A 21,909-nucleotide genomic window follows, 5' to 3' on the forward strand; every position below is an offset into this window, starting at 1 on the left:
CTTAGAAGTGGCGGAAGCGCTCCGGCGCGAGATCCCACGGGTCTTTTCCGAGCAGTTCGGCGACCGCACGGAACACGCAACCCTCCACGTACATCCGGCGATGCAGTTCGTCGTTGCGGTGCAACTTGGACAGTCGCTGGATGGGCACGCGGTACAGCACGATGCGCCGGCGAGCGTGGTCGACCTGCCAGCGGTCGACACCGTCGTCGCCCCGCACCCCGATCGGCGTCGCCGCGACCTCGAAGTGGACGTTCGCCAGCTCGCTCGGCCAAATGCCTTTGAGGTAGTCGGCCGTCGAGGCGACCGTCATGTCGAACGAGTCGATGCGGTTGTGCAACATCGGCAGATGCGGCCCGGTCACCGGTCCGCGGGCGCCGCGGCCGTGTCTGCTCCGCCAGCGCGAGGTCGCAGGCGGTTCACTGCTGGTGCGGCGGTTGCGGGGCATGTCGTCATCCTACGTCGCCGTCGCTCGGGTATCCTGAGGCCGATGCTGAGCCGACCGTGTTCCCGCGTGGCGTGCCCGCGGGATGCCGTGGCCACGCTCACCTACGTCTATTCCGACTCGATGGTCGTGCTCGGGCCGCTCAGCCTCAGCCACGAGCCGCACTCGTACGATCTGTGCGCCATCCACGCCGAGCGCCTGTCTGCGCCGCAGGGCTGGCAGGTCGTGCGTCACCAGGTCTTCGGTGAAGTAGGTTATGGGGCGTGAGCAACTCCTCTGACCTCGACCAGATCCGTGCATCCCTCGACAAGGTCGTCAAGACTTACGACGTTCGCGGGCTCGTCGGCGAGAACCTGACCGAAGAGATCGTCGCGGCCATCGGTGCCGCGTTCGTCGACGAGGTCGGAGCGGCCGGCAAAGACGTCGTGGTCGGCCACGACATGCGCGACTCGTCGCCCACCTTCGCCGCAGCGTTCGCCCGCGGTGCGCAGGCCCGGGGCGGTAACGTGGTCTCCATCGGTCTCTGCTCGACCGACGAGTCGTACTACGCCTCCGGCGCGATGCAGGCGGATGCCGCCATGTTCACCGCGAGCCACAACCCCGCGACCTACAACGGCATCAAGATGTCGCGTGCCGGCGCCCAGGGCCTCAGCCTCGACACCGGCCTCGCCGCCGTCCGCGACCGCGCGGCCGTGTACCTCCACGACGGCATCGACGCCGCCGCCGAGACGGGCGGCTACCGTGAGCAGGACGTGCTGGCCGACTACGCGGCCTACCTGCGTTCCCTCGTCGACCTGTCCGCCATCCGGCCGATCACGATCGTCGTCGACGCAGGCAACGGGATGGGCGGGCTGACGGTTCCCGCCGTGCTCGGCGAGGCGGCCGGACTGCCGGCTCTCCCGATCACGATCATCCCCCTGTACTTCGAGCTCGACGGAACGTTCCCGAATCACGAGGCCAACCCGCTCGACCCGAAGAACATCGTCGACCTGCAGCGTGCGGTCGTCGAGCACGGCGCCGACCTCGGCCTCGCCTTCGACGGCGACGCCGACCGGTGCTTCGTGGTCGACGAACAGGGCGGTGCGGTCACGCCGTCGGCCGTCGCGGCGATCGTCGCGCTGCGGGAGATCGCCAGTGCCAAGGCGAGCGACCCGGATGCCGAGATCACGATCATCCACAACCTGATCACCTCCAACATCGTGCCGGAGACCATCGAAGCCGCCGGCGCCGTTCCGCTGCGCACGAGGGTCGGTCACTCGCTGATCAAAGACGCCATGCGCGAGTCGGGAGCGGTGTTCGGCGGCGAGCACTCGGCCCACTACTACTTCCGCGACTTCTGGAGCGCCGACAACGGGATGCTGGCAGCGATGCACCTTCTCGCCGAGTTCGGCACCCAGGAGCGCCCGCTGTCCGCGCTCTCGGCGGAGTTCACGCCGTATCCGATGTCGGGCGAGATCAACTCGACGGTCGCTGACGTGCCGGCGGCGTTCACGCGCATCGTCGAGGCCTTCTCAGGACGAGCCGAGTTCGACGAGCTCGACGGTCTCACGGTGACCGGCGTCGTGGCCGGCGACGAGCCGTTCTGGTGGTTCTCGGTGCGGTCGTCCAACACCGAGCCGCTACTGCGGTTGAACGTCGAGGCGGGGGACAGGCCCACCATGGAGCGCATCCGCGACGAGGTGCTGGCCCTGATTCTCGGCTGAGCCGCCGTAACGGGCCGCCGAGCCGGGCCGCCGGATGCAAGAATGGGTCAATGGCCTCACCCACCGTCGCTGACATCTCGACCGCTCTTCCCTTCAAAGTCGCCGATCTGACCCTCGCCGAAGCCGGCAGGCACCAGATCCGTCTGGCCGAGAACGAGATGCCCGGTCTCATGGCCCTCCGCGAGGAGTTCGGCGAAGCCAAGCCGCTCGCCGGTGCGCGCATCGCGGGCTCCCTCCACATGACCGTTCAGACCGCGGTGCTGATCGAGACGCTCGTCGCACTCGGCGCCCAGGTGCGCTGGGCGAGCTGCAACATCTTCTCCACGCAGGACGACGCCGCTGCGGCGATCGCCGTGGGCCCCGACGGAACGCCCGAGGCTCCGGCCGGCGTTCCCGTGTTCGCTTGGAAAGGCGAGACGCTCGAGCAGTACTGGTGGTGCACGCAGCAGATCTTCGACTGGTCGGGCGAAGCGGCTCAGGCCGGCGCCGACTGGACAGGGCCGAACCTCATCCTCGACGACGGCGGCGACGCGACGCTGCTCGTGCACCGGGGCCGCGATGCCGAGCTCGCCGGCGCCGTTCCGGCCGACGCCGAGGGTGACAGCCACGAATATCGGGTGATCCTCGCTGCACTGCGCGCATCCCTCGCCGAGTCCCGCGACCGCTGGACCCGGGTCGCCGACGGCATCATCGGCGTGACCGAGGAGACCACGACAGGCGTGCACCGCCTCTACGAGCTCTTCCGTGACGGCGACCTCCTCTTTCCGGCGATCAACGTCAACGACTCGGTCACCAAGAGCAAGTTCGACAACAAGTACGGCATCCGGCACTCGCTGCCCGACGGCCTCAACCGCGCGACGGATGTGCTCATCGGCGGCAAGGTCGTGTTCGTCGCAGGCTACGGCGACGTCGGCAAGGGCGCCGCAGAGGCCCTGCGCGGTCAGGGCGCCCGGGTGATCGTGAGCGAGGTCGACCCGATCAACGCGCTCCAGGCGGCGATGGACGGCTACCAGGTCGCGCGCATCGAATCGGTCGTCGATCAGGTCGACATCTTCGTCACGGGCACCGGCAACCTCAATGTGATCACCGTCGAGCACATCCTCGGCATGAAGCACCAGGCGATCGTGGCCAACGTCGGCCACTTCGACAACGAGATCGACATGGCGGGGCTCGAGACGCTCGCCGGCGCCGTCAAGGTCGAGATCAAGCCGCAGGTGCACGAGTGGCGGCTCCCGAACGGACGCAGCGTTCTGGTGCTCTCCGAGGGACGCCTGATGAACCTCGGCAACGCCACCGGTCACCCCAGCTTCGTCATGAGCAACTCGTTCACCAACCAGGTGCTCGCGCAGCTGGAGCTCTACGTGTCGCCGGAGAAGTACCCGGTCGGCGTCTATGTGCTGCCGAAGCACCTCGACGAGAAGGTCGCCCGTCTCCACCTCGACGCGCTCGGGGTCGAACTCACCACACTCACCGACGAGCAGGCCGCCTACATCGGCGTGCCCGTGGAAGGCCCTTACAAGGTCGACCACTACCGGTACTGATGACGCTCGCGTTCGCAGACGAGGAGCTTGCGGGCGGCCTGGTGCTGCGCGTGCTGCGGGAGTCGGATGCTCCGGAGCTGGCGGCCGCCTACGCGCGGAACCGCGGGCATCTGGCCCAGTGGGACCCGACCCGCGACGAGGAGTTCTACACCGAGGCGGGCCAGGCGCGGCGCATCCGTGAGCAGCTGGCGTTGCGCGAACTCGACACCGCCCTTCCGCTCGCGCTCGCCGAGGGTGACTCGATCGCCGGACTCGTCACCCTGTCGTCGATCGTTCGAGGCGCTTTCCAGAACGGGATGCTGGGCTACTGGCTCGACCGCGATCACACCGGCCGCGGGCTCATGTCGAGCGCGATCACGGCCGTGATCGAAGCGGCGCGCGACGACTACGGGCTGCACCGCATCCAGGCGGCGACGCTGCTGCACAACCACGCGTCGCAGACCGTGCTCGTCCGCAGCGGATTCGAGCGCATCGGGGTCGCGCCGAACTACCTGAAGATCGCCGGCCGCTGGCAAGACCACGTGCTCTTCCAGCGCATCCTGCACGACTAGGGTCAGGGTAGTTCGGCGTACGCCCGCACAGGGAACGTTCCGAACCCCTCGAACGCCGGCGGCGCCGCGCTGAACCGGGCGCCCTGAGCCGGGAGTTCTCCGAGGTCGGTGAGGTGCTCGACGACGTGCACGCCTGCCGCCAGCAACGCGCTGTGCGCGGGTCGCTCGCCGCCCGATTCGGTGTCGTCGATGTTGAGCGAGTCGATGCCCACGAGCGTGACGCCGGCCGCCACGAGATGAAGGGCGCCCTCCTCGGTGAGGTACGGGGCTCCGGTCGCGTAGGCCGGGGTGCCGAAATGCTTGTCCCAGCCGGTGTGCAGCAGCACGGCGGAACCCGCCAGGGTGCGATCGTAGAAGACCGAGGCCGGGATGCCGCGCGACACCGCATCCGTGAGATGGAACACCTCGGCGCGAAGCCCGACGAGCGTGGCCAGGTCGAGGGAGGCGAGGTCGCCACCGTCCGGGTAGCGGTGATACGGGCTGTCGAGATACGTGCCGGTGTTGCCGATCATGGTGACGATGTCCATGGCGAACTCGGTGCCCGGAGCGTACTTGTCTCGCGACGCCTCGCGGGTCAGGTGTGGCGTGACGGTCGGCGCCGGCAGACCCGGATAGGTGATCAGCCCGGCCCGGATGCGGTGGCTGAGGTCGACGATGCGGCCCTCGATTCGACCCTCGGCGCCGGCGCCGGCGGAGGCGGGGGTGGGCTGTTGCGCAGAGCTCGGCACCCCTCGGCTGCCCCGGTGCTGTTCCTCGACCACTTCGACGTTGCTGAGGCGCACCTCGCCGACGAGCGCGAGTCCGAGATGCTGCACGAACAGCCGGGCCAGCTCATTCTCGTCGATGTCCGGGCTGGGCAGGTCGAGCCGGAAGCCCTGCGCCTGCAGGCCGCCACCGTTCGCGAACTCGATCTCGGCGTCGAATGTGGCGCGATAGTCGGGCATGGGTGTCCTCTCGTCTCGCCTCGGGGGCGGGTCAGCGGTCGGGGAAAGAGTGGGGGAGCCCGGCGAGCGTCGGGGCCAGGCGGGTGAGGCGCTGCTGTTCGAGGGCGAGCGCCGCCGCATCCCTCTCCCGGCGCATGACCGAGACGGCGAGGAGGAACGTCTCGGCGCTCACGGGAGGCAGCGGCGAGACGAACGCCGATGCTTCGTGGGCGAGCTCCGCACTGAGGCCTGCGCGTGCTGCGGGAGTGAGCTGCCCGGCCTGGCGCACATACTGCGAGATGCGCCGCGACAGGCGGTCGGGCAGCTTTGCGACGTCGGCTGTCGCGGCCCAGAGCGCCAGCTCGGGTGGCATCGCGTAGAGGAGGGGCGTCACCTTGGGAACCCGTTCCAACTGGCTGTACGTTCCCGCCAGCAGGTCTCCGAGGCGCTTCGAACGGGAGTTGAGAAGGCCCGCGAGAGCAGCGATGCCGCCGAGGGTCATGTAGATCTCGATCACACCGACGAGCGAACGGATGAGGGCGTGCCGGAACCCGATGGCGCCGCCGTCGTCGCGAACGACCCGGGCACCGACGACCAGCCGTCCCACCGAGCGGCCACGGCTGGCGAGCTCGACGGTCAGCGGGAGCACGACCATCCCGAACACCAGGATGAGAACGATGAGCGCGCGCCCGATGGCGGCGTCGAGGCCGCCGCCTGTCGCGATGAGCAGCAGCACGGCGCCCAGCATGACCAGCATCGAGATCAGCCAGTCGATGGCCGCCCCGGCCGCCCGGAGGATGTAGCTCACCGGTCTCACATCGAGGGCGACGGCCTCGCCCGTGACGAGCTCACGCTCGACGGGCGTATCGAAAGGGGGCGCGGCCGGTGCCATGGCTATCATCTAAGCAGATGGATCTCGACGCATACACGGCCGCACATCGCGACGACTGGGACAAGCTCTCCCGGCTCGCTCGACAGCGCCGTCTCGACGGTCGCGAGGCCGACGAGCTGATCTACCTGTACCAGTCGGGCGCGACAGATCTGTCGGTCATCAAGACCCAAGCAGGCTCCACGGCGACTGGCGACAGGCTGTCGGTCGCCCTCGCCTCGGCGCGGCTGCGGTTCACCGGCGCCGGAGCGAACCTCTTCTCGCAGCTGCCCCGCTTCTTCGTGCTGCAGCTCCCCGCCGCCCTCTATCGCATCCGCTGGCTCGTGCTCGCGGTCGCCGTCGCAACCGTCATCGTCGCGACCCTGTACGCGATCTGGATAGCGGGCAACCCGGATGTGCTGGCCAACCTCGGCGCCGATGCGCAGCTCCGCCGGTACGTCGAGCACGACTTCATCGACTACTACTCGAACAACCCCGCGGCGTCGTTCTCCGGGCAGGTGTGGACGAACAACGCCTGGATCGCCGCCCAGTGCATCGCCTTCGGCATCACCGGCGTGTACGTGCCCTACGTTCTGCTGCAGAATGCGATCGGCGTCGGCACCGCGGCGGGCGTCATGTTCGCCTACGGCCGCGGCGACGTGATGTTCTCGTACATCCTCCCGCACGGCCTCCTCGAGCTCACCAGCGTGTTCGTCGCGGCGGCGGCCGGGCTGCGCATCTTCTGGGCGTGGATAGCGCCGGGCGCCCGAACGCGCGCCCAGGCGCTCGCCGAAGACGGCCGCGCTCTCTTCACCGTGGCCATCGGCTGCGCGATCACGCTGTTCGTCTCGGGCATCATCGAAGGCTTCGTCACCCCGTCGTCTCTTCCCGTCTGGGCGAAGATCGCGATCGGCGTCGTCGCGCTCGGCGCCTTCCTCGCCTACATGCTCGTCCTCGGTCGCCGAGCCGTGCGCGCGGGCGAGACCGGCGACCTGACCGAATACGAGGCCGGTTCCCGTCGCGTCGTCGCCGGCTGACCCTGTCGGCGTGCCCTGCGGGCGTGCCGGCGCACCCAGGGGTCCCGACACGCCGCCAAGGACGTGCGCCCCGGCGTCGAGGGGTCCCGACACGCCGTCTGGCGCATCCCTGACACGGCGCGTTGGGACCCCTCGATTGCTTGCTGTCTCTGAGCTCACCCCGGCTAGCCGTCGCGTCGCGCCGGCCATCGCATCCAGCGCCTGGCGCTCCTCGCCGCGAGGGGTCCCGACATGCCGTCAAAGGACGCGCGCCCCGGCACCCAGGGGTCCCGACACGCCGTCTGGCGCATCCCTGACACGGCGTGTTGGGACCCCTCGTTCGCTGGTTGGGGCGAGGGGCGAGGGGCGAGCGGCGCGCGGCGAGGGGCGAGCGGCGAGCGGCGCGCGGCGACTAGAGCCGGCCGGCGGCCTTCAGCGCGAGGTACCGGTCGCTGAGCGCGGGCGGAAGGTCGGCGGGGGAGCCCGTCACCACATCCGCCCCCGACCGCTGGATCGCGGACGTGACGCGAGCCACATCGAGCAGCGCGCGCTCGGCGGCGGCGGCGCGATAGACGCTCTCGCGGTCGGTGCGTTCCGCGGTCGCGCGCAGCGTCTCCGGGTCGGTGACCGACGCGACGACGACCGTGTGGCGTTTCGTCAGCTGGGGGAGCACGGAGAGCAACCCTCGGGATGCGCCCGGCGCCTCGATCGAGGTCAGCAGCACCACGAGCGACCGCTGCGAGGTGATGGCCGCGAGCTGGGAGGGCACGGCGCTCCAGTCCATCTCGATGAGCGCGGGCTCGATGCCCGCCATGACGTCGACCATCCGGGAGAGCAGTTCGGGTCCGCTGGCGCCCTGCACGCGGCCTCGCACGGCCCGGTCGTAGGCGAGCAGGTCCACCCGGTCTCCGGCACGGCTGGCCAGGGCGCCGAGTAGCAGGGCCGATTCGAAGGCCGTGTCGATGCGCGGCTCGTCGTCGATCCTCGCGGCGGAGGTGCGCGCCGTGTCGATAACGATGATCACGCGGCGGTCGCGCTCGGGCCGCCAGGTGCGCACCATCACGCGCGCGCCGCGTCCGCCGTTGGGGTCGTGGCGGCGGGCGGTGGCGCGCCAGTCGATCGAGCGCACGTCGTCGCCGCGAACGTACTCGCGCAGCGAGTCGAACTCCGTGCCCTGCCCGCGCAGCATGACGCTGGTCATCCCGTCGAGCTCCCGCAGCCGTGCGAGTCTCGACGGCAGGTGCTTGCGCGAAGTGAACGGCGGCAGCACCCGGATGCGCCCCGGCGCCTCGAGCGTCGCCTGCCGGGCCCCCAGGTGCAGCGGCCCCCAGGCCCGCACCGTCACCTCGGCGACGTGCCTCTCACCGCGGCGCCAGGGCGTCAGGGTCGACACCACCCGTCGCCGCTCGCGCGACGGCACGACGATGGGCGTGCGCGACCGGTCGATGCCGGCCGAGGGCTCCCACGCATCCCGGAGCGTTCCGCGAATCGTGCGCCGCCCCGTGTTCGTGACGTACAGCTCGCTCGCGGCGTCGGCTCCCAGCCGGACGCGTGCCGGAAGCCGCCGCTCCAGCACGACGCGGCGAGGGGATGCGGCGAGCACCAGGTCGAGCGCCACGAGCACCAGACAGAGCAGAACCCACCCGCCCAACGCGAGGTAGGCGGTGCCCGTCTGAGCGCCGAGGGCGACGACGGGGACGACGCCGAGCGCGAGCAGGGCGACGAAACGTCCGGACAGGGTCATGGTCGTTAGATCGGAACCTGGACCTGCTGCACGATCGACCGCAGGATCGCATCGACGCCGACGCCTTCGAGCTCGGCCTCCGGGCGCAGCTGCACGCGGTGGCGCCAGACCGGCAGGAGCATCGCCTGAACGTGGTCGGGGGTGATCGACTCGTAGCCCGACAGCCAGGCCCACGCCTTCGCGGCGGCGAGCAGCGCGGTGGTCCCGCGGGGGCTGACGCCCAGTTTCACCGACGGGCTCGACCGCGTGGCCCGGGCGAGGTCGACGATGTAGGCGAGCACATCCCCCGTGGCTCCGACGGCGGCGGCCGCAGAGCGCGCGGCCTCCAGGTCGGCCGCGCTGAGCACCGGTGTCACGCCCGCGCCGGCCAGGTCCCGAGGATTGAAGCCGTCGGCGTGACGCCGCAGCACCTCCACCTCGGAGTCCCGCTCCGGCACCTCGAGCGTGAGCTTCAGCAGGAAGCGGTCGAGCTGGGCCTCCGGCAGCGCGTACGTTCCCTCGTACTCGATCGGGTTCTGCGTCGCCGCGACGATGAACGGGTCGGGCAGCAGCCGGCTCACGCCGTCCACGCTCACCTGGCGCTCCTCCATGGCCTCCAGCAGCGCCGACTGCGTCTTCGGAGGCGTGCGGTTGATCTCGTCGGCGAGCAGGATGTTCGTGAACACCGGCCCTTCGCGGAATTCGAATCCGCCGGTCTGGCTGTCGTAGACCAGCGATCCGGTGACGTCGCCCGGCATCAGGTCGGGGGTGAACTGGATGCGCTTGGTGTCGAGGCTGAGCGCCTGGCTGAGGGAGCGCACGAGAAGGGTCTTGGCGACTCCTGGCACGCCTTCGAGGAGCACGTGGCCGCGCGCGAGCAGCGCGATGATCAGCCCGGAGACAGCGCCGTCCTGGCCGACCACGGCCTTTCCGACCTCGGCACGCACGCGGCTGAGAGCGTGCCGCAGTGCTGTCGAGTCTGTGGCCTGGGTGGTGGTGCCGTCTGTCATGCGTCCATTCTTCCGGTCGGTCCGCCCGGTGCGGGGGAGACTGCTGCTGCGGCGGCTCGTTCGAGCTCCGCGATGGTGTCGGAGAGGTCGATCAGTTCGCGGTCGGTGTGCGGGATGCTGTCGATCAGCACCGAGCGCAGAACGTTCCTGTCGCGCCCGGTGAGGGCGGCGATCGCATCCGAGATCTCGGTCGCCGTCGCCGTCTGGGGGAGCCCGGCGACGGTCGCGAGCCGCGCGATGGCGCCGATGCGCAGCGCATCCGCCGCTCTCAGCCTGGCCGACGATCTCTGGTACAGACGGGCGCGCCCCTCGCGGGTCTCACCGGCGCGCACGACGACCGGCAGGTTCTCGACCACGAGCGGGCCGAACCGCCGTCCTCGCCAGAACGCCGCCGCGATGAACACCAGCACGAGCAGGATCATCACGGGCGTGACCCAGCCGGGCGTGAGCTCTGAGAGCGCGGGCGGCCCGGATGCGGGGCGGTCGGCGAGCCCGGGCAGGTACCAGACGAGCGTGCGGTGTTCGCCCAGGAGATTGAGCGCCAGAGCCGCATTGCCGCTGCGGTCGATCGTGTCGTTCATGAGCAGCGTGGCCGAGCCCAGCACCGAGACGCGCGTCCAGCCGGTCGTCGTCTGAACCAGGGAGAACTGCCCGTTGCCGCTGCGGAAACACCCCGTCGCGTCGCCCGAGGTGATGCGGAAGGTTCCCGACAGACTGGCGCCCGCGGTGTTGTCGGTCGGAGTCGGATCGATCCGCTTCGCGGCGACCGCCGCTGGAAGCGAACAGGCGGCGGAGATCTCGCCGGTGCCTCCGGGCCGGCCGGCTGCGGCGATGCCCGGTGCGAGCTGCTGCAGCGCGTCGTCGTCGGGTTCGACGACGACGACGCTGCCCGCCGCATCCGACACCTCTTGATAACCGGCCCTGTCGAGGTTGCCGTCGGGGTCGTAGACCAGCACGGTGGCGTCGCCGCTCGCTGTGGCGCGCACCTCGGCCAGCGAGGTCGCGGTCGACACGGTCACACCCTGCTGCCGCAGCACCTCGACGAGAGCGCGCGACCCGACGGGGCCGGCGTTCGAGGCGTCGAGAGGCACGCCGACGCCCGCTCCCGTTCGGGAGAAGGCGATGCCGATCAGGGCGATCACCACGGCGATGACGGCCAGCACGATCCAGGGGATGCTGCGCCGGGTCGCCTGGCGCACGCCCGGTGTGAGAGCCGGGGCGTCGGCGGGCTCTCGCGCCCGTTCGGGCGCGTGCGACACGGTCGAGGTCACAGGGCGGCCGCTCCCACCGGCGTCAGGTCGACCCGTGCCGACTGCAGGCTTGTGTCGAGCGCCACGAGCTGCTGGTACTGGGATTCGGTGCCCGGCCGGTCGAGGTAGCGCACCCCGTCGAACACCCGGGCGGCGTCGAGCAGCCGCTCCCGCTCCGGCGGAACCGCCGCGGCGGCGAGCAGCGCGAACTCCCGGGCGGTCGTGCCGGGAGAGATCGTCACGACGGTTCGCTCATCGAGCCCCTGGGCGAGCGCCCGGAACGACTCCTCGATCGCGAGCACCCAGTTCTGCGAGCGGGCGGCCGCGGCGGCCGACGCACGCAGCTCCGCCGCCGTGCGCAGGTCATCGGCACCGAACACGGAACGCCGCGCGCTCGCCGTCCGACGGTTGAGCCGAGGGCGTCCGAAGATGAAGAAGGCGGCGACGATGAGGCCGGCGATGATGAGCACCACGACGATGAGCAGCACCGGCCCTGCGTCTCCGCTCGGCCCCTGGAACAGGGAGCCGATCCAGTCGGACACCGCCTTCGACGCGATATCGAACCAGGTCGGTTTCGCGGCCTGGTACTCGGGTTTGGCGAGTTCGCGCTCGATCAGCTCCTTGGCCTCGGGCGAGCTCGGATCGACCGGGATGTCGGCGACGAGCATCCCGCTGACGGCACCGATCATGCGGAGGGCGGCGGGGGCGGAGGCGGGTAGCCGCCAGGTGGGGGCTGGTAGCCGCCGGGCGGCGGGTACGAGGCGTAGCCGGGCGCCGGGCGAGGCGGCGCCCGGTAGGGGTCGGGCACATCCGTGCGCCCGAGCTGGCGGGCCTCGACGAAGCGCACGAGCTCCAGATCGAGTCCCTCCTTGCGCATTCTGAGGTCGATGTAGAGCAGTGCGACCGCCGAGGTCTGCACGACGGACAGGATCGCCCCCACGATGGCGCCGACGATGCTCGCCAGCACGTTCACGCTGAACTGGCTCACGAGGATCTGAGTGATCTCGGATGCGTTGGGATCGGTCATCGAGGTCGGCGCGAAGATGCCGCCGATGAGGCCGCCTACGATGCCGAACGGGATCGAGATGATCTGGGAGACGGCCGCGACGATCAGCCAGATGAGGGCGATCACACCGAAGGTCTTCCAGAAGTACCCGCCGGTCAGGCTCCACGATCGGGCCACCGCCGCACGAAGCCCCAGGCGTTCGAGCACGATGGCGCTCGGCACCATGGCGAGCTTGGTGTTGATCCAGACCGCGAGCGCGACGAGGCCCAGGCCGCCGAGCACCAGAACCAGGATTCCGCCGACGATCCCGGCAGGACCGCCGAGGGCGAACAGCACCACGGCGATCAGCACGACGAGCGCGGCGACGACCATCCAGCCGAGGGTGAGCAAGAAGGTCCAGCCGATCAGCGCACCGATGCGGCCCCTGACCAGACGCCAGAGCGCACGGAATGTCAGCTTCTCGCCGACCGTGCCGCGCGCGACCTCGCCCACCACGACCCCTTGCAGCAGCGCCTGCGAGACGGCGGAGACGACGACCGAGAGGAGGCCGAGCACGATCGAGCCGCCGATCGCGCCGGCGGTGAGTGCCGCCCGGTCGTCGCTCTCGGCGTTCGCCAGCCGGGTGAGCAGCAACGCGGCGCCGCCGAAGACCAGCAGCGAGACGACGATCGAGGGGATTGTCTGGATGAGCAGGGCTGCGCCGACGGTGATCTTCGGGTTGCGTCGCAAGACCTGGAAAGGCGCGCCGATCAGCGTGCCGAAGCTGAGCGGACGCAGCGGGATGAGCCCCGGCTTCGGCGGGGGAGTCCAGCCGGGCTGCTGCCCGTAGCCGTACCCCGGCTGCTGCCCGTAGCCGGGTTGCGGCCCGTAGCCCGGGTGCGCCTGCGGCTGCTGCTGCGGCATCGCGGCCGGCTGGGCGGGCTGCCCGGGCGGTGTCGGCCCCGGTGTCTGCCAGTTCTGCTCGTCGGTCACGCCGTGCTCCTCACTCCCCGCGCGCGGTGCGTAGTCCCCACCCATGCTGGCACATCCGGGACGCCGCCACTGCTCGCCCACGGCGCACTTTTCGCTTGCATTCACGGCTCCCGCAGGTGTCTCCACTACTCTTATGCAAGGCATCCGCGTCTCATAGCGCGGTCTCTTGTTGGAATCGGGGATATGAACAGTCGAATCCTGGTGGTCGACGATGACACCGCCCTCGCTGAGATGATCGGCATCGTGCTGCGTACCGAAGGCTTCGACCCGGTCTTCTGCGAAGACGGTTCCCTCGCCGTCGAGACGTTCCGGTCTGCGAAGCCCGACCTGGTGCTGCTCGACCTCATGCTGCCGGGAATCGACGGCATCGAGGTGTGCAGCCGCATCCGGGCCGAATCGGGTACGCCCGTCATCATGCTCACCGCCAAGTCCGACACCGCAGACGTCGTCAAAGGCCTCGAGTCGGGCGCCGACGACTACATGGTCAAGCCGTTCAACCCGAAAGAGCTGGTGGCGAGGATCCGCACGCGGCTTCGCCCCGCATCCTCGACGCCGGCGGTCGAGCAGCTGCGCATCGGAGACCTTCTCGTCGATGTCGCCGGCCACGAGGTGAAGCGTGGGGATTCGCGCATCAACCTGACACCGCTGGAGTTCGACCTGCTGCTCGCGCTCGCGTCGAAACCGCAGCAGGTCTTCACCCGCGAGATGCTGCTCGAACAGGTCTGGGGCTACCACTACAAGGCCGACACCCGTCTGGTGAACGTGCACGTGCAGCGGCTCCGCGCCAAGGTCGAGCAAGACCCGGACAACCCCAAGATCGTCATGACCGTGCGCGGGGTCGGTTACCGCGCAGGCGTCGTCACCTAGCGCGACAGAGAAATCGGGCGATGCGGTACCGGTGGTTGGACGGGCAGTGGTGGCGGCAGGTGCCGTCGGTGCTCGCGCGCCTCTGGCGCACCTCCTTGCAGGTGCGCACGGTGACGATCACCCTTCTGCTGACCGGCGCCGCCATCCTCGTGACGGGCGTGTACATGTCGCTCAGCATCAGCAACGACCTCTACCAGTCGAGACTCGATCAGTCTCTCGGCGACTCGAGCCGGGCGACGACCGCCGCTCAGAACGCGATGAACGCCGCCGACGTGTCGTCGGGCGACTCGGGCAAGAACCTCCTGAACTCGGCGCTCACCATCGTGCAGACGTCGACCTCCAGCCGCCTGGTCGCGGCGTATCGGGTGCCCGGTCAGGACACGACCGTTCCCGCCCCCTCCGACAGGTTCAGCCCGGGCCTCGACGTCGTCATCTCCGACGAGCTGCGCGAACAGGTGCAGAAGGGCGGAACGAAGCAGTTCTACCAGTCCGTCGCGTTGCCGGGCGCCGACGGGTCGGACGACCCCGGCATCGTCGTCGGCACACAACTGACCCTGCCCAGCTACGGCCGCTACGAGCTCTACATCGGCTACAACCTCCGCGACGCCGAAGACACGCTCGTCTTCGTGCAGGGAACGCTCGCGCTCGCCGGGATAGCCCTCATCCTGCTCATCGGCGCCATCACCTGGGTGATCGTGCGGTTCGTCGTGCAGCCCATCCGGGTTGCGGCCGAGACGAGCGAGCGCCTGGCCTCGGGCGATCTCGCGGTGCGCATCCCCGAGAAGGGCGAAGACGTGTTCGCCTCGCTCGCCCGCTCCTTCAACGGGATGGCCGACAGCCTGCAGAGCCAGATCAATCAGCTCGCGTCGCTGTCGCAGCTGCAGCAACGATTCGTGTCGGATGTGTCGCACGAGTTGCGCACCCCGCTCACGACGATCCGCCTCGCGGGCGACGTGATCTACGACCAGCGGGAGAACTTTCCGCCGGCCACCGAACGCACGGCCGAGCTCCTGCACACCCAGATCGAGCGATTCGACAGACTGCTCTCCGACCTCCTCGAGATCAGCCGCTACGACGCCGGTTCGGTGGCGCTGGAACCCGAGCCGACGAACCTCGTGCGGCTCGCCGACGACACCGTCGACGAGATGCGCACCCTCGCCGACCAGAACGGCTCGGAGCTGCGTCTGGAAGCGCCCGGCGGGTACTTCGACGTCGGGATGGACCCTCGTCGCATCCGCCGCATCGTGCGCAACCTGCTGGGCAACGCGATCGAGCACGGCGAGGGCAGGCCCGTCATCGTCACCGTCGACAGCAACGAGAGCGCGGTCGCCCTCAGCGTTCGCGATTACGGGCTGGGGATGAGCCAGCAAGACGTCAATCACGTCTTCGACCGCTTCTGGCGTGCCGACCCGTCGCGCAAACGAACCATCGGCGGCACCGGGCTCGGCCTTGCGATCTCGCTCGAAGACGCGACGCTGCACTCGGGCTGGCTGCAGGTCTGGTCGGCGCCCGGCGCCGGCTCGTGCTTCCGGCTGACGCTCCCACGCGTCGCGGGCAAGGAGATCACCTCGTCGCCTGTGCCGTTGCCACCGCTGGATGCCGGGGTCGCCGGTCCTGCGCTGGCGACCGGAAAGGAGACGCACGCGTGAGCCGGTGCATCCGACAGCTCCTCCTTGCCGGCGTCGCCGCCGTGATGGTGGCGGGGCTCGCTGCCTGCGCGAGCATCCCCGCCTCCGGGCCGGTGCGCCAGGGTGCCCCGATCGCGCAGGTCACCGACCCGCTCGACCTCGACTTCAACCCGTCGCCGCCCGAGAAGGGCGCGTCGCAGCAGCGCATCGTGCAGGGTTTCATCGACGCGGCGTCGAGCCCCAAGAACGGTTTCGCCATCGCCCGCGAGTACCTCACCCCGGCCATGTCGGCGAGCTGGAATCCGGATGAGTCGGTGACGGTCGACGAGGGCCGCGATCGCGTCTTCGAGAGCGAAGGCTCGCAGTGGACGCTGCAGGTCGCCCCCGTCGCCGATGTCGACAGCGGAGGGGCATACCACCCCGTCTCCTCGACGGCCCCGGTCACCCTGCGCTACGAACTGCGCAAAGAGAACGGGGAATGGCGCATCTCGGTCGCGCCCAACGGGGTCGTGATCGACGAGCCCACGTTCCGCGCGGTCTACACGCAGCAGACGCTCTACTTCTTCAGCCACGACTACGCCTATCTGGTGCCGGATGCTCGCTGGTTCCCCGCCCGCGTCGCGAGCGCGGCGACACGGGTCACGAAGGCGGTGCTGACCGGACCGTCCAAGTGGCTGGCCGGCGCCGTGGCCACGGCGTTCCCCGAGGGCACGCAATTGGCCGTGCCCGCCGTCACCACGCAGGACGGCGCCGCCCGGGTCGACCTCAGCTCTGAAGTCGGGCAGGCGGACGCCCTGCAGCTTCAGCGCATGCAGTTGCAGCTCGAAGCGAGCCTCGGCACGCTCGCCCAGGCCGTGCAGCTCTCGATCGAGGGGAGCGTGCAGCAGGTCGCTCCTCTGAGCGGCGGGAACACGCCCATGCAGGATCCTCCCGTCGATTCGCATCCCATCGTCTACCGCTCGGGCGAGTTCGGCCTGTTGAGCGGATCGACCGTCACCGAGTTGAGCGGCCTGAGCGACAAGATCGTCGCGCTGAAGCCGGCGGCCGTCGCGCTGAACGCCGCGCGTGACCAGGCCGCCGTGCTCGCCGAGGGCGGCGCCGTCTACCTGGTGCGCCGAACGGCCGACGCGGCGAGGGTCGACGCCAGGAGCGGCCTGATCGCGCCGGCCATCGACAACGACGGGTGGCTCTGGTCGGTGCCGTCGGCGTCGCCGGGCGCCCTGGAGGTCTTCGGCCCGGACGGCGCGCCGCGGGCGGTGAAGACGAACTGGCCGGCCGCCACCCAGATCGTGACCTTCGCCGTCTCGCGCGACGGAGCGCGGCTCGTCGCCGTGCTGAAGACCGGCTCCACCTATTCGCTCGTCGCGGTCGGTGTGACGCGCGGCGAGAACGGTCAGCCGACCGCGCTGAGCGAACCGATCGACCTGGCCTTGGGCGCGGGCACGCCGCGCTCGGTGACGTGGACGGGAGAGCTCGGCGTCGCCGTTCTGAGCTCGACGACGGGAGACGCGACAGCCATCGCGGAGCAGCCGATCGGCGGCATGCTCAGCACGACGGCCGGCCCGGGGGCGGGCAGAACCATCGTCGGTGCCGGTGGTCTCTCCCGGTATCTCGTGCTCACGTCGGCCGGGTCGCTGCAGGCGCCCACCGGAACAGGGTGGCAGGCACAGACCGACAAGGTCGGCGCGGTCGCGGTTCAGCTGGGTCAGCCGTAGCGGCGTTTTTCGGGGCCTTCGTCGGGCCGGACTCCTCCACAACGAGACCTCGGAGCTTGCCGTCCACAGATCGGCGTGACGACGCCCGCCACGGTCGCTTCCGTCCGAGGCTTGACCCATGAACACATCCCGATCCCGGGCGCGCGTCCCCGATAGCAGCACCATCGCGTGGTCGGTGCGCGAAGCGGTGCTCGACGCCATCGCGGTGCTGTCGCCCGTCACCTGCAGCGGATGCGGCGCGCCCGACCGCGCGCTGTGCCGAACCTGCTTGACCGAGCTGACACCACGACCGACCCGCATCCAAGACCTGGCGTCGGGTCCGCCGGTCTGGGCGGCGCTCGACTACTCGGGAGTGGTTCGTTCGGTGATCCTCGCGTACAAAGACCACGGGAGAACGGATGCGACACGCGCGCTCGCGCAGGCTCTTCGCGCCGCCGTCGCAGCCGCGGTCTCGGGCTGCGACCCTCGCGAGCGCGCCGGCGGCCTGGTGCTCGTCACCATCCCGTCGACCCGCGCCGCCTTCCGGCGCCGGGGCTATCACCCCACCGCCGCTGCGCTCCGTCGCGCCGGGCTCGCGCCGGCGCGGTCGATGGCATCGCTGCGCCTGGTGCGCGCGGTGTCGGATCAGGCGGGGCTGACCGCGGCGGGGCGGGCGGACAACCGGAGAGGGTCGTTCGAGGCGGCGCCGCGGCTGCGGGGCCGGGCGTGCCTGATCGTCGACGACATCGTCACCTCGGGGGCCACCGTCCGCGAGGCCGCCCGCGCGATCGAGGCGGTCGGCGGGGTGGTGATCGGGGCCGCCGCCATCGCCCACACCGAGCTCCGGCGAGCTCGCAGGGAGAGCCTGGCGAGTACACAGGGAGTGCAGGGTGGATCAGGAGACATTGCCGGTTCCCAACCGACCACGACGGCACTACGGTAGTCGAAAAGGCGTGGATGACCCGCCCTTCGGGATCCGGGCGAGTGACACGTCAGATCAGGGAGGTCGCAATGGACATCAACATCATCGGACGAAACCTGGACATCACTGATCGCTTCCGTGAATACGCCACCGAGAAGGCCGCGAAGGTCTCTCATCTCGCAGAACGGGCCATCTCGTTCGAGATCAAAGTGAGCCGTCACAGCGAGAAGCTCGGCGCCGCATCCGGAAACGATCGCGTGGAACTCACGCTCGTCGGCCCCGGCGCGGTCGTGCGTGCGGAGGCGACAGGTGCGGACAAGTACTCGGCCTTCGACGTGGCGATCGCGAAACTCCTCGAACGCGTGCGTCGAGCGAAAGACCGCAGAAAGGTCCACCGCGGGCAGCACCGTCCCACGTCACTGCGTGAGGCGAGCACCGACGGGTTCAGCGCAGTCGGGATCGCGGCCGCACCGGTCGCCGTGCTCGACCAGGTTCGCACGGGGAGCATCCCCGTGGTGTCCGATGAGGCCGAGGCGGCCGCCGACACGGAAGACGACTACTCACCTGTCGTGATCCGCAAGAAGGTCTTCGCCACGGTGCCGATGACCGTCGACGACGCGCTCTACTACATGGAGCTCGTCGGCCACGACTTCTACCTCTTCATCGACCACGAGACCGAGCGCCCCAGCGTCGTCTACCGCCGCAAAGGCTGGGACTACGGGGTGATCTCACTCGACGGCGACGCCGACGAGCTGCAGGAGGTCGCGACCGCCAGTCGCAAGCTCGACGCCTGACGCAAGGCGCCCACGAACGCGTCGATGGACGTCACCCAGGCGGTGACGTCCATCGGCGTCCTCTCTCAGGAAAGCACTTGCTCAACCCACTAGCATTGGGGGAGTTTCTACCCGGGCGAACTTCGCCTCAACAGACCAAGTGGAGTGCATAGGTGGCCTCAGTACTGGAAAGGGTTCTCCGCGTCGGCGAGGGCCGTACCCTCCGTCGGCTGGAGGCTTACGCCAAAGCCGTGAACGCGCTTGAAGACGACTTCAGCGAACTCACCGACGAAGAACTCATGCACGAGACGGTCGAGCTTCGCGAACGCTACAGCAACGGCGAATCGCTCGACGACCTGCTTCCCGAGGCGTTCGCCGCCGTGCGTGAGGCGGCCAAGCGCACCCTCGGCATGCGGCACTTCGATGTGCAGATCATGGGCGGCGCGGCGCTTCACCTCGGCAACATCGCTGAGATGAAGACCGGTGAGGGCAAGACCCTGGTCGCCACGACGGCGGCATACCTGAACGCGATCGCCAGCCGAGGCGTGCACGTCATCACGGTCAACGACTACCTGGCGAGCTACCAGTCCGAGCTCATGGGGCGCGTCTTCCGCGCTCTGGGGATGAGCACCGGCGTCATCCTGTCGGGCCAGACGCCCGAAGAGCGGCGCGAGCAGTACGCGGCCGACATCACGTACGGAACGAACAACGAGTTCGGCTTCGACTACCTCCGCGACAACATGGCGTGGCAGGCGAGCGACATGGTGCAGCGCGGCCACTTCTATGCGATCGTCGATGAGGTCGACTCGATCCTCATCGACGAGGCGCGCACCCCGCTGATCATCTCCGGGCCGTCCTCAGGCGAGGCGAACCGGTGGTTCAACGAGTTCGCGAGTCTCGCGAAGCGCCTGGAGCCCGACGTGGACTTCGAGGTGGACGAGAAGAAGCGCACTGTCGGTGTGCTGGAGCCCGGTATCGAGAAGGTCGAGGACTACCTCGGCATCGACAACCTGTACGAGTCGGCGAACACGCCCCTGATCTCGTTCCTCAACAACGCGATCAAAGCGAACGCGCTGTTCAAGCGCGACAAAGACTACGTCGTGATGAACGGCGAGGTGCTCATCGTCGACGAGCACACGGGCCGCATCCTGATGGGCCGCCGCTACAACGAGGGAATCCACCAGGCGATCGAGGCGAAAGAGGGTGTCGAGGTCAAGGCCGAGAACCAGACTCTCGCCACCGTGACCCTGCAGAACTACTTCCGCCTCTACAAGAAGCTGTCCGGCATGACGGGTACGGCCGAGACCGAGGCCGCCGAGTTCATGAGCACGTACAAGCTCGGCGTCGTCCCCATCCCGACGAACAAGCCGATGCAGCGCAAAGACCAGCCCGACCTCGTCTACAAGAACGAGCAGGCCAAGTTCGACCAGGTGGTCGAAGACATCGTGAAGCGTCATGAGAAGGGCCAGCCCGTTCTCGTCGGCACGACGAGCGTCGAGAAGAGCGAGTACTTGTCGCGGCTCCTCGCCAAGAAGGGCGTTCGGCACGAGGTGCTGAACGCCAAGAACCACGCGCGTGAAGCGGCGATCGTGGCTCAGGCAGGCCGACTGGGCTCCGTGACCGTCGCCACCAACATGGCCGGCCGCGGAACAGACGTCATGCTCGGCGGCAACGCCGAGTTCCTCGCCGTCGCCGAGATGAACTCTCGCGGGCTGTCGCCGATCGACACCCCCGAGGAGTACGAAGCTGCGTGGGAAGAGGTCTTCACCGATGTGAAGGCCAAGGTGCAGGAAGAAGCCGAGAAGGTCGTCGCCGCTGGCGGTCTCTACGTGCTCGGAACCGAGCGCCACGAGTCCCGCCGTATCGACAACCAGTTGCGCGGACGTTCCGGCCGTCAGGGCGACCCCGGCGAGAGCCGGTTCTACCTGTCGCTCACCGACGACCTCATGCGTCTCTTCAACGCCGGCGCAGCCGAGAGCCTGATGGGCCGCGGCAACGTTCCCGACGATCTGGCCATCGAGTCCAAGGTCGTCAGCCGCGCCATCCGCAGCGCGCAGTCGCAGGTGGAGGCGCGCAACGCCGAGATCCGTAAGAACGTGCTGAAATACGACGACGTGCTGAACCGCCAGCGCGAGGCCATCTACAGCGACCGTAGGCACATCCTCGAGGGTGACGACCTCCACGAGCGCGCACAGCAGTTCCTCACCGCTGTGATCGACGACATCCTCGACGCTCACACGGGCGACGGCAACGGCGATGACTGGGACTTCGACGCCCTGTGGAGCGAGCTCAAGACCCTCTACCCGGTGGGCGTGACGATCGACGAGGTCATCACCGAGGCCGGAAACAAGGGCAAAATCAACCGCGACTTCATGCGCCGCGAGATTCTCTCCGACGCCCGGATCGCGTACAAGAACCGCGAAGAGTCACTCGGCGCACCCGCGATGCGCGAGCTGGAGCGTCGCGTCGTTCTCTCGGTGATCGACCGCCGCTGGCGCGATCACCTCTACGAGATGGACTACCTGAAAGACGGCATCGGCCTGCGTGCCATGGCGCAGCGCGACCCGCTGGTCGAGTACCAGCGCGAGGGCTACGCGATGTTCCAGCAGATGATGGGTTCCATCCGCGAAGAGACGGTCGGCTTCCTGTTCAACCTGGAGGTCGAGGTCAACCAGGGCGCCGGCGAGGTCGAAGCTCCGAGCGTGGCGGCGAAGGGACTGGGTCGCGGCGAAGGCGAAGCGGCACTCAGCTACTCCGCGCCGAGCGATGCCGGTGGCGTCGAGGTGCGCAACCAGCGCGGACAGCTGGAGCAGGCGGCGACGGCTCGTGCGCAGCGCGCGGCTCAGCAGCAGGCGGCCCCGAGCGAGCCGCCCGCGCAGGGTGCGACGCAGCGTGGAGCTTTCGGTCAGAAGATCGGCGACGCCGATCAGCCCGCGCCGACCAACCGCGCCGACCGTCGCGCTCAGGGCAAGAAGCGCTGACCGACACCCGAACGATGCGAGCTGGGGCTGCCTTACGGC

19 protein-coding genes are annotated in these 21,909 nt (G+C 69.2%); 11 read left to right on the plus strand and 8 right to left on the minus strand.

Going from position 1 to position 21,909, the window contains the following annotated elements; all coding sequences use genetic code 11:
- Position 1: 1 nt before the first annotated feature.
- Complete coding sequence (locus tag ACFVWR_RS03780; protein ID WP_387208130.1) at positions 2–445, minus strand: metallopeptidase family protein; 444 nt, start codon at positions 443–445, stop codon at positions 2–4.
- A 42-nt stretch (positions 446–487) separates the two neighbouring features.
- Between ACFVWR_RS03780 and ACFVWR_RS03785 the strand changes: the two genes are divergently transcribed.
- From ACFVWR_RS03785 to ACFVWR_RS03800, 4 genes are read left to right on the plus strand one after another with little or no spacing between them, the layout of a single operon-like run.
- A complete protein-coding gene (locus ACFVWR_RS03785) occupies positions 488–709 on the plus strand; it encodes a DUF3499 family protein (protein WP_387208132.1) in 222 nt (73 codons plus the stop codon).
- On the plus strand, positions 706–2,145 hold the full coding sequence (locus ACFVWR_RS03790) for a phosphomannomutase/phosphoglucomutase (RefSeq protein ID WP_387208134.1): 1,440 nt from the start codon (positions 706–708) through the stop codon (positions 2,143–2,145). The genes ACFVWR_RS03785 and ACFVWR_RS03790 overlap by 4 nt, the downstream gene beginning before the upstream one ends.
- 50 nt (positions 2,146–2,195) lie before the next feature.
- Positions 2,196–3,686, plus strand: coding sequence for an adenosylhomocysteinase (gene ahcY, locus ACFVWR_RS03795; RefSeq protein WP_387208136.1), 1,491 nt, complete (start codon positions 2,196–2,198; stop codon positions 3,684–3,686).
- Complete coding sequence (locus ACFVWR_RS03800) at positions 3,686–4,237, plus strand: GNAT family N-acetyltransferase (protein ID WP_387208138.1); 552 nt, start codon at positions 3,686–3,688, stop codon at positions 4,235–4,237. The genes ahcY and ACFVWR_RS03800 overlap by 1 nt, the downstream gene beginning before the upstream one ends.
- Positions 4,238–4,239: 2 nt before the next feature.
- On the opposite strand, the gene ACFVWR_RS03805 is transcribed toward ACFVWR_RS03800, so the two are convergent.
- Positions 4,240–5,181 carry a cyclase family protein gene (locus ACFVWR_RS03805; protein ID WP_387208140.1) on the minus strand — a complete coding sequence of 314 codons (942 nt, stop codon included), beginning with the start codon at positions 5,179–5,181 and terminating at the stop codon, positions 4,240–4,242.
- Between the two features lie 31 nt (positions 5,182–5,212).
- Positions 5,213–6,052 carry an RDD family protein gene (locus ACFVWR_RS03810; RefSeq protein ID WP_387208142.1) on the minus strand — a complete coding sequence of 280 codons (840 nt, stop codon included), beginning with the start codon at positions 6,050–6,052 and terminating at the stop codon, positions 5,213–5,215.
- Between the two features lie 17 nt (positions 6,053–6,069).
- On the opposite strand from ACFVWR_RS03810, the gene ACFVWR_RS03815 reads away from it, so the two are divergent.
- A complete protein-coding gene (locus ACFVWR_RS03815) occupies positions 6,070–7,065 on the plus strand; it encodes a stage II sporulation protein M (RefSeq protein ID WP_387208144.1) in 996 nt (331 codons plus the stop codon).
- 391 nt (positions 7,066–7,456) lie between these two features.
- Here ACFVWR_RS03815 and ACFVWR_RS03820 read toward each other — a convergent pair whose 3' ends face one another.
- Genes ACFVWR_RS03820 through ACFVWR_RS03840 form a run of 5 tightly spaced genes read right to left on the minus strand, consistent with a single transcriptional unit; the run spans position 7,457 to position 13,005 of the window.
- Positions 7,457–8,788, minus strand: coding sequence for a DUF58 domain-containing protein (locus ACFVWR_RS03820; RefSeq protein WP_387208146.1), 1,332 nt, complete (start codon positions 8,786–8,788; stop codon positions 7,457–7,459).
- A gap of 5 nt (positions 8,789–8,793) precedes the next feature.
- Positions 8,794–9,777: an AAA family ATPase gene (locus ACFVWR_RS03825; RefSeq protein ID WP_387208148.1), complete on the minus strand. Its 984-nt coding sequence runs from the start codon at positions 9,775–9,777 to the stop codon at positions 8,794–8,796.
- On the minus strand, positions 9,774–11,048 hold the full coding sequence (locus ACFVWR_RS03830; protein WP_387208150.1) for a DUF4350 domain-containing protein: 1,275 nt from the start codon (positions 11,046–11,048) through the stop codon (positions 9,774–9,776). The genes ACFVWR_RS03825 and ACFVWR_RS03830 overlap by 4 nt, the downstream gene beginning before the upstream one ends.
- Positions 11,045–11,716, minus strand: coding sequence for a DUF4129 domain-containing protein (locus ACFVWR_RS03835; RefSeq protein WP_387208152.1), 672 nt, complete (start codon positions 11,714–11,716; stop codon positions 11,045–11,047). Before ACFVWR_RS03835 ends, ACFVWR_RS03830 begins: the two co-directional genes overlap by 4 nt.
- Complete coding sequence (locus tag ACFVWR_RS03840; RefSeq protein WP_387208154.1) at positions 11,713–13,005, minus strand: hypothetical protein; 1,293 nt, start codon at positions 13,003–13,005, stop codon at positions 11,713–11,715. The genes ACFVWR_RS03835 and ACFVWR_RS03840 overlap by 4 nt, the downstream gene beginning before the upstream one ends.
- A gap of 183 nt (positions 13,006–13,188) precedes the next feature.
- Between ACFVWR_RS03840 and mtrA the strand changes: the two genes are divergently transcribed.
- The 6 genes from mtrA (at position 13,189) to secA (ending at position 21,870) form a co-directional block, all read left to right on the plus strand.
- Positions 13,189–13,872 (plus strand): MtrAB system response regulator MtrA, encoded by a 684-nt coding sequence (gene mtrA, locus ACFVWR_RS03845; protein WP_387208156.1) that lies wholly within the window; start codon positions 13,189–13,191, stop codon positions 13,870–13,872.
- A gap of 20 nt (positions 13,873–13,892) precedes the next feature.
- Positions 13,893–15,521, plus strand: coding sequence for an MtrAB system histidine kinase MtrB (gene mtrB / locus ACFVWR_RS03850; RefSeq protein WP_387208160.1), 1,629 nt, complete (start codon positions 13,893–13,895; stop codon positions 15,519–15,521).
- Positions 15,518–17,215: a GerMN domain-containing protein gene (locus tag ACFVWR_RS03855; protein WP_387208163.1), complete on the plus strand. Its 1,698-nt coding sequence runs from the start codon at positions 15,518–15,520 to the stop codon at positions 17,213–17,215. Before mtrB ends, ACFVWR_RS03855 begins: the two co-directional genes overlap by 4 nt.
- 118 nt (positions 17,216–17,333) lie before the next feature.
- On the plus strand, positions 17,334–18,137 hold the full coding sequence (locus ACFVWR_RS03860; protein WP_387208165.1) for a ComF family protein: 804 nt from the start codon (positions 17,334–17,336) through the stop codon (positions 18,135–18,137).
- A 68-nt stretch (positions 18,138–18,205) separates the two neighbouring features.
- A complete protein-coding gene (gene hpf, locus ACFVWR_RS03865; protein ID WP_387208167.1) occupies positions 18,206–18,910 on the plus strand; it encodes a ribosome hibernation-promoting factor, HPF/YfiA family in 705 nt (234 codons plus the stop codon).
- Positions 18,911–19,062: 152 nt separating this feature from the next.
- Complete coding sequence (gene secA / locus ACFVWR_RS03870) at positions 19,063–21,870, plus strand: preprotein translocase subunit SecA (RefSeq protein ID WP_387208170.1); 2,808 nt, start codon at positions 19,063–19,065, stop codon at positions 21,868–21,870.
- Positions 21,871–21,909 lie beyond the last annotated feature (39 nt).

The organism is Leifsonia sp. NPDC058292, from assembly GCF_042880955.1.
Classification (GTDB): Bacteria; Actinomycetota; Actinomycetes; order Actinomycetales; family Microbacteriaceae; genus Leifsonia.